Consider the following 12,751-nt stretch of genomic DNA (forward strand, 5'->3'; position numbering starts at 1 on the left):
CTACAAGATGCTCCCGGGTATTAAGGGCTCTGTGAAGAGCAAGCCTTATTACTCAGCTTCGGCGAAGGTTTCTTCAGCCTGCTGAGCCAGATCCTGAGAACGACCTTCGCGAACAGTGGTAGCCACTGCGGTCAGGTACAGGTTTACGGCACGGATCGCATCGTCATTACCAGGAATAACGAAATCAACGCCATCTGGATCAGAGTTAGTATCAACGATAGCAAATACCGGGATACCCAGGTTGTTTGCTTCTTTGATTGCGATGTGTTCGTGGTCAGCATCAACAACGAACAGTGCGTCCGGCAGACCGCCCATATCTTTGATACCGCCCAGGCTGTTTTCCAGCTTGGCCAGTTCACGACCACGCATCAGCGCTTCTTTCTTGGTCAGTTTGTCGAAAGTACCGTCCTGAGACTGAATTTCCAGATCTTTCAGGCGCTTGATGGACTGACGAACGGTTTTCCAGTTAGTCAGCATGCCACCCAACCAGCGATGGTTAACGAAGAACTGGTCGCAGCTCAGAGCAGCTTCTTTCACCGCTTCGCTTGCAGCGCGCTTAGTACCAACGATCAGGATCTTACCTTTACGGGAAGAGATCTTGTTCAGTTCAGCCAGAGCGTCGTTGAACATTGGTACCGTTTTTTCAAGGTTGATGATGTGAACTTTGTTACGTGCACCGAAGATGAATGGCTTCATTTTCGGGTTCCAGTAACGGGTCTGGTGACCGAAGTGAACACCAGCCTTGAGCATGTCGCGCATGGAAACAGTTGCCATGATTACCTCTAAATTTTATTGGGGTTAAGCCTCCACATACCCCATACAACCGACCCTTCAGGCGGACGCTTGCCATTTGGACCTTAGGCAGTGCGTTCTCGTCACGTACTGATGTACGCTCCTCGACTGCGCGCTGTCTGCGGCCAAACTGCCCGCGCCCTGACGCTGTTTTTAGGCACCCCGGCGTATGGTGTTGGTATGTGTGTGTTATTTACACATAATGAGATTTATGCGTTTCCCGGATGACGAGATTTGCATCGTCGTACAGAGAATCGTCGGCGCGCTTTATACCACAAACCAGCCTGCGACGCCAATAGTTGTTATGCGGCCTGGCGCGGCATAATCACTATTTGGCAGCGCCTGGACAGGCTGCTAACATTGCAGCACTAAAGGCGGTGCGCCATAATTCCGCACGGAAGAATTATGATCCACTGCCTACATTATTGTCGAAAATGACGACAACCGCGGATAAAATTAATGGCTATTTCAATAAAAACCCCTGAAGAAATCGAAAAGATGCGCGTGGCGGGCCGTCTGGCAGCCGAAGTGCTGGAGATGATTGAGCCCTACGTTAAGCCAGGCGTCAGCACCGCTGAATTGGATCGCATTTGCCACGATCATATTGTGAATAAGCAACAGGCGATTTCCGCCTGTCTTGGCTATCACGGTTTTCCGAAGTCAGTCTGTATTTCGATTAACGAAGTGGTGTGCCACGGCATCCCAAGCGAAGAGCGCCTGCTGAAGGATGGCGATATCGTCAATATCGACGTCACCGTGATCAAAGATGAGTATCACGGCGATACCTCAAAGATGTTTATCGCCGGTAAACCGACCATTCTTGGCGAACGTCTGTGCCGCATCACGCAGGAGAGCCTCTACCTGGCGCTGCGGATGGTAAAACCGGGCATTCGTCTGCGCAGCCTCGGGCGTGAGATCCAGAAGTTTGTTGAAGCGCAGGACTTCTCCGTGGTGCGTGAATATTGCGGCCATGGTATTGGGAAAGGCTTCCATGAAGAGCCGCAGGTGCTGCATTACGATGCCGATGATGGCGGCGTAGTGTTGCAGGCGGGGATGACCTTTACCATCGAGCCAATGGTCAACGCCGGCGATTACCGTATTCGCAGCATGAAAGATGGCTGGACGGTAAAAACTAAAGATCGCAGCTTGTCCGCACAGTATGAGCATACTATTGTGGTGACAAACAACGGCTGTGAAATTTTGACGCTGCGTAAAGATGACACGATCGAAAACGTGTTAGTCAACGAGGGCTAACCCCGCGTTAAACTCCCAGCGTTAATTAACCAGAAGCCGGCCCTGTAGCCGGTTTTTTTATGTCCGATATCACCAGCAACGGGCGACCGCTTCGCCCGGTAGAAATCCCAGAGAGAGAGCGCAGATGAGCAATAGCGTGACGGAAAATGTGAATATCGGGCTTGCAGATTCGCCAGCCCATTGGGACGATACGCAACTCAGCTGCGAAACCCTGAAGCAGCATCTGGATGCCTTTCACCAGTCTCTGGCCGATGCCTTTGACGCCGGTGGCGATGCCGAAGATCTGATCGATGCCCGTACTCTGTTTATTGACCGCCTGCTATGCCGTCTGTGGCGTTTTTACGGCTTTGAACAGATGACGGATATCGCCCTGGTGGCGGTCGGCGGTTACGGGCGCGGCGAACTGCATCCGCTTTCGGACATTGATGTTCTGATCCTGAGCCGCACCCCGCTTAACGAAGAGGCGGCGCAACGCACCAGCGAGCTGCTAACCCTGATGTGGGATCTGAAACTGGAAGTGGGCCACAGCGTACGTACGCTGGAAGAGTGCCTGCTGGAAGGGCTTTCCGATCTGACCGTCGCCACTAACCTGATTGAATCCCGCATGCTGGTTGGCGATGTGGCGATGTTCCTCGAAATGCAGAAAAACGTCTTTAGCGACGGTTTCTGGCCCTCCGCGCGCTTTTTCGCGGCCAAAATCGAAGAGCAGCAGGAACGCCACAAACGTTACCACGGCACCAGCTACAACCTCGAACCGGATATTAAAAGCAGCCCGGGCGGCCTGCGCGATATTCATACCCTGTTGTGGGTCGCGCGGCGTCATTTCGGCGCCACCTCAATGAGTGAAATGGTCAACTTTGGTTTTCTCACCGAAGCCGAGCGCAATGAGCTGAACGAATGCCAGAGCTTTTTATGGCGTATCCGCTTCGCGCTGCATCTGACACTCACCCGCTATGACAACCGCTTGCTGTTCGACCGTCAGCTGAACGTGGCGCAGCGCCTGAACTATCAGGGCGAAGGCAACGAACCGGTTGAGCGCATGATGAAAGATTTCTTCCGCGTCACCCGCCGCATCAGCGAGCTGAATCAAATGCTGCTACAGCTGTTTGACGAGGCCATTCTGGCGCTGGGCGCCGATGAGAAACCGCGCGCGATTGATGCTGATTTTCAGCTACGCGGCACCTTAATCGATCTGCGTGATGAAACCCTGTTCGCGCGCCAGCCGGAAGCGATTATGCGCATGTTCTGGGCAATGGTGCGCAATCAGAATATTACCGGTATCTACTCCACTACCCTGCGTCAGCTGCGCCACGCCCGGCGTCATCTCAAACAGCCGCTGTGTACCATCCCGCAGGCGCGGCAACTGTTTCTGGCGATCCTGCGCCATCCCGGCGCGGTAAGTCGTGCGCTGGTGCCAATGCATCGCCACAGCGTGCTGTGGGCCTATATGCCGCAGTGGGGCAAAATTGTCGGCCAGATGCAGTTTGACCTGTTCCACGCCTATACCGTCGATGAGCACACTATTCGCGTACTGCAAAAGCTGGAAAGCTTTGCCGATGAGGGGACGCGCCCGCGCCATCCATTATGCGTCGAGCAGTGGCCACGTCTGCCGCAGCCGGAACTGCTGCTTATGGCGGCGCTGTTCCACGATATCGCGAAGGGGCGCGGCGGCGACCATTCGGTGCTCGGCGCGCAGGACGCGCTGGAGTTTGCCGAAATGCACGGCCTTAATTCGCGTGAGACGCAACTGGTCGCCTGGCTGGTGCGTCATCACTTACTGATGTCGGTAACCGCACAACGTCGCGATATTCAGGATCCCACCGAGATCCAACAGTTCGCTGAAGTGATGCAGAATGAAAATCGCCTGCGCTATCTGGTGTGTCTGACCGTCGCCGATATCTGCGCCACTAATGAAAATCTGTGGAACAGCTGGAAACAGAGCCTGCTGCGTGAACTGTTTTTCGCCACCGAGAAACAGCTGCGGCGCGGCAGCGAGAATAGTCCGGATCTGCGCGAACGCGTACGTCATCACCGCCTGCAGGCGCTGGCGCTGCTGCGGATGGATAATATCGACGAAGAGGCGCTGCACGATATCTGGGCCCGCTGTCGCGCCGACTATTTCCTGCGCCACACCCCCAATCAGCTGGCATGGCATGCGCGTCACCTGATGAACCACGATTTAACTAAACCGCTGGTGCTGGTGAGTCCACAGGCGACGCGCGGCGGTACCGAGATCTTTATCTGGAGCCCGGATCGTCCTTATCTGTTTGCCGCGGTTGCCGGTGAACTGGATCGCCGTAACCTCAGCGTGCATGATGCGCAAATCTTTACCAGCCGCGACGGTCTGGCAATGGATACCTTTATCGTGCTGGAGCCGGATGGCAGCCCGCTGTCGGCAGACCGCCACCAGATGATTAGTCAGGCGCTGGAGCAAGCCATTACTCAGACGCGCTGGGTGCCGCCGCGTACCCGACGCCCGTCAGCCAAACTGAAGCACTTTAACGTCGATACCGCGGTTAACTTTTTGCCTAACCATACCGACCGCCGCACCTATCTGGAGCTGATCGCGCTCGACCAGCCCGGGTTACTGGCACGGGTAGGGGAAGTTTTTGCGGATTTAGGGGTATCGCTGCATGGCGCACGCATTAGTACCATCGGCGAGCGGGTCGAGGATTTATTTATCCTGGCAAACAGCGATCGACGCGCACTGGATGCCGAATTACGCGATCTGTTGCAACAACGGTTGACAGAGGCACTTAATCCAAACGATAAAGTGTGACTGATGTTTGATTTTTTCGAAAATGGTGAGATGCGCCAGGCGTAATTGTCGCAGCCAGTTTAACTGCGGCCAGCGCGCAGCAACCGGAGCGTACTGAAGTACGTGAGGATTGCGAGCGCTGCCGGGGCTTAAACTGGCAAGTAAAATAGCCTGTGAGATCTGACATAACTTAGAGATTTAAAATGCAACAATTACAGAGTGTTATCGAGGCCGCCTTCGAGCGCCGTGCCGACATCACGCCAGCCAATGCTGATACCGTGACTCGCGAAGCCGTAAAACAGGTTATCAGCCTGCTGGACAGCGGCGCCCTGCGCGTAGCTGAAAAGATTGACGGTCAGTGGGTTACTCATCAGTGGCTGAAGAAAGCGGTACTGCTCTCTTTCCGCATCAACGACAATCAGGTGATTGATGGCGCAGAAAGCCGTTACTACGATAAAGTGCCAATGAAATTCGCCGACTACGACGATGCGCGCTTTAAGCAGGAAGGTTTCCGCGTTGTACCACCTGCGGCCGTTCGTCAGGGCGCGTTTATTGCACGTAACACCGTGCTGATGCCATCTTATGTCAATATCGGCGCTTACGTTGATGAAGGCTCAATGGTTGATACCTGGGCTACCGTGGGTTCCTGCGCGCAGATTGGTAAAAACGTGCACCTGTCTGGCGGCGTCGGCATTGGCGGCGTCCTGGAGCCATTGCAGGCCAACCCAACGATCATTGAAGACAACTGCTTTATCGGTGCGCGTTCTGAAATCGTAGAAGGCGTTATCGTGGAAGAAGGCGCCGTGATCTCAATGGGCGTTTACATCGGCCAGAGCACCAAAATCTACGATCGCGAAACAGGCGAAGTGCATTATGGCCGCGTACCGGCTGGCTCGGTGGTGGTTTCCGGCAACCTGCCATCGAAAGATGGTAGCTACAGCCTGTACTGCGCGGTGATCGTGAAGAAAGTCGACGCCAAAACGCGTGGCAAAGTGGGCATCAACGAGCTGCTGCGTACCATTGATTAATTAAGCTGCGGGTCACGCCAGTGACCCGTAATCTTTTCTTTACACTTCTTAGCCTGATTACCTGTTTCGCGCAGCGAAGTAACAGGTGCGTTTGTTTACATTTCAGGCGATAATCCGCGCCAGTTAAGCGCACTCATGCTCTTCCACATGTTTTTTGATTTCTACATATACTCACCTGAGTACGGGACGAGCGAGCAAAGCAAAGACAAGGCGTATAGCGCGCCGCTACCACAGAGTACAGCCAGTATCTGAGGTCGCGGGCAGCTGACAACGCCGTGTTTGCGCCGCGCAGCCGTAACCACATTCTCCCGCATAAGGATTAAAAAGCCATGTATGATAATTTGAAAAGCCTGGGCATCGCCGCTCCTGATGATATCGACCGCTATAGCCTGCGTCAGGAAGCCAATAACGACATCCTGAAAATCTATTTCCGCAAAGATAAAGGTGAATTTTTCGCCAAAAGCGTGAAATTTAAATACCCGCGTCAGCGTAAAACGGTGGTCGGCGATGGCATTGGCCAGGGCTATAAAGAAGTGCAGGAAATCAGCCCGAATCTGCGCTATGTGATCGACGAACTGGATCAGATTTGCCAGCGCGATCAGGTTGAAGTCGATCTGAAACGTAAGATCCTCGACGATCTGCGTCATCTGGAAAGTGTGGTCTCGAATAAGATCACCGAGATTGAATCAGATCTGGAAAAATTAACCCGCAGCGGCCGTTAATTAATTAGCGGGAGCCATTAATGGCTCCCCTAAGCCGATCCCGGCGCCCCGCCTTTTACGGCTGCTCATCCAGCTGCAGCGCCACATACAGCAACAGCCGGTCATCAAAGTTACTCAGATTTAACCCCGTCAGTTCCGAAATTCTGTTCAGCCGGTATTCCAGCGTATTGCGATGAATAAACAATGCTTTGGCCGTGGCGGAAGGCTGGACGTTATTACTGAACCACGAAATCAGCGTGCGCCGCAGCAAACCATTACTGTCCAGCGCCTTCAGTTTGGCCAGCGGACGTGACAGCTCATTTGCCTGCCAGCCGCCGCGCAGACTATCCAGCAGCACCGGCAGTACTAAATCCTGATAGAAATAACTACGCTGCTCCGGCATCCGCTGCTTACCCACCACCATGGTGGTATGGGCGGTGCGATATGAACGCGCAATACTCCCCTGCCCGGTAAAATAATTACCCAGTGCGATGCGGATCCGCAGATGACCACTCTCTTTCATGCGTGACACCAGCTGCTCCACACGCCGACGGTGATCTTCCTGATCGTGACGACCATGCGCATTTAACGCCGGCTTCAGGACCACCATCTCGGTTAACGAGACAATGGCAATAAGGTTATCGCGTTCCGGGGTGGTTAACAGGGTTTGCAGTTGCTGCAACTCAGCCATGGCGCTATCGACGCCGAGCTGACCGCTGTCCACTTCAACCACCGCCACCACACGCGGCTGATTAAGGTCAATACCCAGCCGCTGGGCCCAGTCGGTTAGCGCTGGCGACAACACCTCATTACGGATCAAATTCAGCACCAGCTCTTCACGTAAGCGACTATCCTGCGCCAGCATATGCAGCAGCCGCGCCTGCTCCAGCATCATTTCGGCGGTCATACAGACCAGTTCGCCATAGTGGCGCAGTGTCAGCGGATCGCCGGTTAAACCGATAACCCCGACGATCTCGCCGTCGATACGCAGGGGTAAATTGATGCCGGGGCGCACCCCGTGCAGATGTTTTGCCACCGCCTCATCAATATCCACTACCCGTGCCTGCGACAAAGCCAGTAGCGCCCCTTCGTGCATTTCCCCAATGCGTTCACGATCGCCGCTGCCAACAATACGGCCGCGCGCATCCATCACATTGACATTACTGTCAATAATTTTCATCGTGCGTGCAACGATCTCCTGGGCCAGACGTGCATCCAGATGATAGGTGGCCATCAAACACTCCTGCAAAGCGTAGGGATATTTAGCATACCGGGGAGAATCGCGCGGCACATTGTGCAATTGCACAGAGCGGCAAAAAATGCGGGGAATATCACAATTGGCAGCCAGTGCCAGGGGAGCAGAGAGCAAAGATCGTACCGCTGCACAAGACAGCGGCACGATCGGCGACGGAGTTACTGCATCAGCAGATAAATACTGCTATCGCCACGCTGAATATTCAGCGCCAGCACGGCAGGTTTGCTATCAAGGATCTTACGCAATTCGCCAAGGTTGGTCACTGGCTGCTGATTGACCCCAAGGATGACATCATCCTTCTTCAGCCCAATACGCGCAGCGGCAGTATTTGGCTTCACGTTGTCGACTTTCACGCCTTTATGACCATTAACTTCGATATTGCTCAGATCGGCGCCTTCAATGCCGTTGTAGATGGTACCGGAGTCCACTTTATTTTGCGTGCTCTGTTGCAGCTCCACATTCACCGTGACCGGTTTACCATCACGCAGCAGACCAAGCTCCATTTTGCTGCCGATCGGCAAGGTTCCGACCTGGGCACGCAGTGCGGAGAAGCTGGAGATTGGTTTCTTATTGATGGAGACAATCACATCCCCCGCTTTAATACCGGCTTTCGCCGCTGACGAGTTTGGCAACACCTGGCTGACAAATGCCCCGCGCTGAGCGTCGACTTTCATCGCCTTCGCCAGTTCGGAGTTCAGCTCGGTGCCCATAATACCCAGCTCACCGCGTTTCACCTGACCATACTCCACCATCTGCGCCGTCAGGTTTTTCACCATATTACTTGGGATAGCGAAGCCGATGCCGATATTGCCGCCGTCCGGCGCAAGGATAGCGGTGTTAATACCGATCAGCTCGCCGTTCAGATTCACCAGCGCCCCACCGGAGTTACCCCGGTTAATCGCCGCATCGGTCTGGATAAAGTTCTCATAGTTTTCGACGTTCAGGCCACTACGCCCCAGAGCTGAAACAATACCGGAGGTCACGGTTTCGCCAAGGCCATAAGGGTTACCAATCGCCACCGTATAATCACCGACCCGCAGGTTATCGGAATCCGCCAGTTTAATCGCCGTCAGATTTTTGAACTCCTGCAGCTGGATTAGAGCGATATCCGAACGCGGATCTTTACCGATCACCCTGGCGTCATATTTACGGCCATCGCTCAGCTGAACCATAATTTTGGTGGCGTTATCCACCACGTGGTTATTGGTGACGACATAGCCTTTGGCCGCGTCAATCACCACCCCGGACCCCAGCGCGCGGAATTTCTCCTGGCGGGTATTATCATCAGGCTGGCCTTTTTGGCTGTCCTGACCGTCCTGTCCACCGCCCTGGCACATTGGCGAACTCTGGAAAGGTGAACCGTCCTGGCAGAACGGGGAGTTGTCGCCAAAGAATTGCTGAAATTGTTGTGGCAGGCGCGGCGTGCGCACGGTCGTACTGCCTTCAACGTTAATACTGACCACGGAAGGCATAACTGTTTCCAGCATCGGTGCCAGACTTGGCAATTGCTGACTGGAGGAAGAGGCCGTTTCGGCGGCCTGAACCGTCACTGGATTCATCGCCATACCCAGGCTAAGAGCCAGTGCGCTCAATACTAAGGTTGTTTTCTTCATTCGTCGGTTTCTCGTCTCTGACAATGATGCAGACCATTGCTGTGGTCACGGTGATAAGATTAAATTTTTAGCGCGAAGTTCATGTTTAAGTATTTGGAAATGGTAAAAATTTATTCTTAATCTTTACAAATCTCGCCAGCAAATTGTTACTCAACCGCCATCAGTCGACGATATTCATCCCAGGCATACAGATCGGTCATACCACTGATATAATCCTGTAGCAAACGCGCACGATAATAGCGTTCCCACAGCAGACGTTGATACTTATGTTCAACAATGATAGTCCTCATTTTCTGTTGATATGCTTTACGATGTTTACCCGAGAGCTTATGGAACAGCCGCGTTTCAATTGGCCGGCCTTTTAAAAAGTCCTCGTTCATTAATAGGGTAAAATCTTCGTAATTCAAGGTCAGCAACGGCTTATAGATATCCAGCAGCCCTTTCATGACGCGATATCCCTGCAACTCCAGCTGTTCAACTTCCGAGTGGTTAAATACATGCTTGCGCGCCACGGTTTTGAAGATCGCCAGCAGCCGTCCCTCTTCCCCCTCATCCTCTAACAATGAGTGATTAAAGTTACCGGCAAAAATCGCAGATAAATTCTCCACAAAGCGCTTCACCGCATACGACACCAGAACATTCTGCACACTGACGCGCAGCGACATAAAAAACTGGTCGTTCTTACTGCGGAAACGCCCATTGCCATTAGCTATCTTCCATGCAGAACCGACGGTTCGGGCAAAAGCATCACCGGCTTTGACTTTCCCCCAGCTCTGCTCAAGGAATTCATACAATGCATCAACATTAAATATCGCTTTTTCTACCGCATCATCTAAGTCGGCAATACAGTAAGAAATATCATCCGCCGCTTCCATAATATAGGTCAGCGGGAAGCGATGATGTTCGTCAATATCGGTGGCCACGCGCAGGTCGGCAATATAATCCTGTTCTGACAGATAAAAGCCGGGCTTTTTCATCAGGGTGCTAAATTCCGCCGGCTTATCGCCCCGCCACCACGCCGGGGCGGTATATTTTAAAATACAGGCGACCTGTGAATAGGTCAGATTCAGTTGCAGCAGCGTATGCACCATACGGATCGCCTGCGCATTACCTTCAAAATGGCACAGATCCTGGCGGATGGTATCGTTCAGTTGGCTAAAGGCTTTGATCTCATCATCGCTGAACACGCCGCAGACCTGCGGATCCACCAGCTCGGCAGGCAAATTATCATTAAACCAGTCGTTAATCGCCGACTCGCCAAAATGACCAAAAGGGGGATTGCCGACGTCATGCAGCAGACAGGACATCTCCACCAGGCTTTCAAAAGCGCCGGCGAAATCCTCCAGCCCGTACTTCGCCAGCCCGCCGCTGGATTTTAACGTCTCAATAATCTCTTTTGCGATATAGCGCCCGGTTTGCTGCACTTCCAGCGAATGGGTCAGACGCGAACGCACGGCAGCATTGCGTTCCAGCGGGAATACCTGGGTTTTCTGCTGTAAGCGACGAATAGCAGCAGAATTAATAATTCGCCCGCGATCGCTTTCAAAGTGACGCGTAATATTATATTCACCAACGGGTTCTTCACGGTTATTGTATGGCCGCTGGAAACTGATTTTCTTCCTGAAATTAATCTCTGCCATAAATCCTCTCACCGGGTGCGTGAATACTATCAGAACATCCATGTTAAACTATGCATCACTTTAGGTGATAAATTCTACAACATTAACAATAGCGAGTATCTCTCTATGAAAGCAGGCATTATTGGTGCGATGGAGCAGGAAGTTACCCTGCTGCGTGACAAGATTGAAAACCGTCAGACCCTGACGCTCGGTGGCTGTGAAATCTATACCGGTACCCTGAACGGCGTTGATGTGGCGCTGCTGAAATCCGGCATCGGTAAAGTGTCTGCCGCCATGGGCACCACCCTGCTGCTGGAGTTATGCAAACCTGATTTTATTATTAATACCGGCTCTGCCGGCGGTCTGGCGCCGACGCTAAACGTGGGCGATATCGTGGTATCGGATGAAGTGCGCTATCACGACGTTGATGTCACGGCATTTGGCTATGAAGCCGGACAGATGGCCGGTTGCCCGGCAGCTTTCGCGGCGGATGAAAAACTGATCGCCGCGGCTGAAAGCTGTATTGCCGGCTTAAAACTTAATGCAGTGCGCGGTCTGGTAGTCAGCGGCGATGCCTTTATCAACGGTGCCGAACCGCTGGCACGTATTCGTCAGACTTTCCCGCAGGCGATTGCGGTAGAGATGGAAGCCACGGCAATCGCCCATGTATGTCATCAGTTCAACACGCCATTTGTCGTGGTGCGGGCGATTTCCGATGTGGCCGATCAGGACTCACATCTTAGCTTTGATGAGTTTCTGGTGGTCGCCGCACAGCAATCGTCACTGATGGTAGAAACCCTGCTGAATAATCTGCGTGGCTAAGTTATTTCGCACCCTGCTGCTGTTGCTGGCGCTGCCGTTTACTGCGCTGGCAACCAGCGCGCCGCGGGTGGTCGCGCTGGCGCCGCATCTTACCGAACTGGCATTTGCCGCCGGGATTACACCGGTTGGCGTGAGCGCTTACTCCGATTATCCGCCCGCGGCGCGCCAGCTGGAACAGGTAGCCAACTGGCAGGGAATCAATGTCGAACGCATTCTGGCGCTCAAACCGGATGTGATCCTGGCATGGCGCGGCGGCACGCCACAGCGTCAGGTTGATCAATTGCAGGCCTTCGGGCTAAAAATTGTCTGGCTGGATGCCCAATCCATTGAGTCGGTCGTCGCGACGTTGCGTGAACTGCAGGCCTGGAGTCCGCAGCCGCAGCTGGCGCAACAGCATGCTGATGAACTGGCGCAACGTTTTGCCGCGCTGCGCCAACGCTATCAGCACCCGCAACGTCAGCCGGTGTTTCTGCAGTTTGGCATGCAGCCGCTATTCACCGCCTCGCAGGTAACGCTGCAGAACCAGATTCTGCAGTTATGCGGCGGCGATAATATTTTTGCCGACAGTAAAGTCCCCTGGCCGCAGGTCAGTCGCGAGCAGGTGATCATGCGTCATCCGCAGGCCATCGTCATTACCGGTGATGCGCAGCGTATCCCGGTGGTGCAGCAGTTCTGGCAGCCGCAGTTGACGGTGCCGGTTATCGCCGTCAATGATGACTGGTTTAGCCGTGCCGGCCCGCGGATCATCCTGGCGGCAGAGCAACTCTGCTCCGCATTACAACCGCAAAAATAGCCTGATGCTAAACAGCAGCCCAAAATTGATTAAAGAAACAGCAAATTTTGTCGTTAATCAATCCGTGACGCTGAGCGAAAGTTTATTCTCATAGCGTATTTATATGCGTATTTGCG

General features: G+C 53.5%; 10 protein-coding genes. 6 read left to right on the plus strand and 4 right to left on the minus strand.

Annotation, left to right across the window (positions count from 1 at the left end):
* Nucleotides 1–48: 48 nt before the first annotated feature.
* Nucleotides 49–774 (minus strand): 30S ribosomal protein S2, encoded by a 726-nt coding sequence (rpsB, locus tag JWF83_RS09850; protein WP_413650033.1) that lies wholly within the window; start codon nucleotides 772–774, stop codon nucleotides 49–51.
* Nucleotides 775–1,251: 477 nt separating this feature from the next.
* Between rpsB and map the strand changes: the two genes are divergently transcribed.
* From map to JWF83_RS09870, 4 genes are all read left to right on the plus strand, one after another.
* A complete protein-coding gene (gene map, locus JWF83_RS09855) occupies nucleotides 1,252–2,046 on the plus strand; it encodes a type I methionyl aminopeptidase (protein WP_413650034.1) in 795 nt (264 codons plus the stop codon).
* Between the two features lie 124 nt (nucleotides 2,047–2,170).
* On the plus strand, nucleotides 2,171–4,825 hold the full coding sequence (gene glnD, locus JWF83_RS09860) for a bifunctional uridylyltransferase/uridylyl-removing protein GlnD (RefSeq protein WP_413650035.1): 2,655 nt from the start codon (nucleotides 2,171–2,173) through the stop codon (nucleotides 4,823–4,825).
* Between the two features lie 182 nt (nucleotides 4,826–5,007).
* Complete coding sequence (gene dapD / locus JWF83_RS09865; RefSeq protein ID WP_413650036.1) at nucleotides 5,008–5,832, plus strand: 2,3,4,5-tetrahydropyridine-2,6-dicarboxylate N-succinyltransferase; 825 nt, start codon at nucleotides 5,008–5,010, stop codon at nucleotides 5,830–5,832.
* A 329-nt stretch (nucleotides 5,833–6,161) separates the two neighbouring features.
* Nucleotides 6,162–6,554 carry a DUF3461 family protein gene (locus JWF83_RS09870; RefSeq protein ID WP_413650037.1) on the plus strand — a complete coding sequence of 131 codons (393 nt, stop codon included), beginning with the start codon at nucleotides 6,162–6,164 and terminating at the stop codon, nucleotides 6,552–6,554.
* Nucleotides 6,555–6,609: 55 nt separating this feature from the next.
* Here JWF83_RS09870 and JWF83_RS09875 read toward each other — a convergent pair whose 3' ends face one another.
* The 3 genes from JWF83_RS09875 to dgt all read right to left on the minus strand — a co-directional run bounded on the left by JWF83_RS09875 (nucleotide 6,610) and on the right by dgt (nucleotide 11,041).
* Complete coding sequence (locus JWF83_RS09875) at nucleotides 6,610–7,767, minus strand: CdaR family transcriptional regulator (RefSeq protein ID WP_413650038.1); 1,158 nt, start codon at nucleotides 7,765–7,767, stop codon at nucleotides 6,610–6,612.
* Between the two features lie 179 nt (nucleotides 7,768–7,946).
* The gene (gene degP / locus JWF83_RS09880) at nucleotides 7,947–9,401 is read right to left on the minus strand and encodes a serine endoprotease DegP (RefSeq protein ID WP_413650039.1); all 1,455 of its coding nucleotides are present in this window, start codon (nucleotides 9,399–9,401) and stop codon (nucleotides 7,947–7,949) included.
* Nucleotides 9,402–9,547: 146 nt separating this feature from the next.
* Nucleotides 9,548–11,041, minus strand: a complete 1,494-nt coding sequence (gene dgt / locus JWF83_RS09885; protein WP_413650040.1) for a dGTPase — start codon at nucleotides 11,039–11,041, stop codon at nucleotides 9,548–9,550.
* A 105-nt stretch (nucleotides 11,042–11,146) separates the two neighbouring features.
* Between dgt and mtnN the strand changes: the two genes are divergently transcribed.
* Nucleotides 11,147–11,842 carry a 5'-methylthioadenosine/S-adenosylhomocysteine nucleosidase gene (gene mtnN, locus JWF83_RS09890; protein ID WP_413650041.1) on the plus strand — a complete coding sequence of 232 codons (696 nt, stop codon included), beginning with the start codon at nucleotides 11,147–11,149 and terminating at the stop codon, nucleotides 11,840–11,842.
* Nucleotides 11,835–12,635 (plus strand): vitamin B12 ABC transporter substrate-binding protein BtuF, encoded by an 801-nt coding sequence (gene btuF, locus JWF83_RS09895; RefSeq protein ID WP_413650042.1) that lies wholly within the window; start codon nucleotides 11,835–11,837, stop codon nucleotides 12,633–12,635. Before mtnN ends, btuF begins: the two co-directional genes overlap by 8 nt.
* Nucleotides 12,636–12,751 lie beyond the last annotated feature (116 nt).

The sequence above is a fragment of the Pantoea sp. B65 genome (assembly GCF_047308185.1).
Taxonomy (GTDB): domain Bacteria; phylum Pseudomonadota; class Gammaproteobacteria; order Enterobacterales; family Enterobacteriaceae; genus Erwinia.

Excerpts from the sequence above, each read along its gene's own strand:
- rpsB (WP_413650033.1), bottom strand. The coding sequence starts at position 774 with ATGGCAACTGTTTCCATGCGCGACATGCTCAAGGCTGGTGTTCACTTC.
- map (WP_413650034.1), top strand. The coding sequence starts at position 1,252 with ATGGCTATTTCAATAAAAACCCCTGAAGAAATCGAAAAGATGCGCGTG.
- glnD (WP_413650035.1), top strand. The coding sequence starts at position 2,171 with ATGAGCAATAGCGTGACGGAAAATGTGAATATCGGGCTTGCAGATTCG.
- dapD (WP_413650036.1), top strand. The coding sequence starts at position 5,008 with ATGCAACAATTACAGAGTGTTATCGAGGCCGCCTTCGAGCGCCGTGCC.
- JWF83_RS09870 (WP_413650037.1), top strand. The coding sequence starts at position 6,162 with ATGTATGATAATTTGAAAAGCCTGGGCATCGCCGCTCCTGATGATATC.
- JWF83_RS09875 (WP_413650038.1), bottom strand. The coding sequence starts at position 7,767 with ATGGCCACCTATCATCTGGATGCACGTCTGGCCCAGGAGATCGTTGCA.
- degP (WP_413650039.1), bottom strand. The coding sequence starts at position 9,401 with ATGAAGAAAACAACCTTAGTATTGAGCGCACTGGCTCTTAGCCTGGGT.
- dgt (WP_413650040.1), bottom strand. The coding sequence starts at position 11,041 with ATGGCAGAGATTAATTTCAGGAAGAAAATCAGTTTCCAGCGGCCATAC.
- mtnN (WP_413650041.1), top strand. The coding sequence starts at position 11,147 with ATGAAAGCAGGCATTATTGGTGCGATGGAGCAGGAAGTTACCCTGCTG.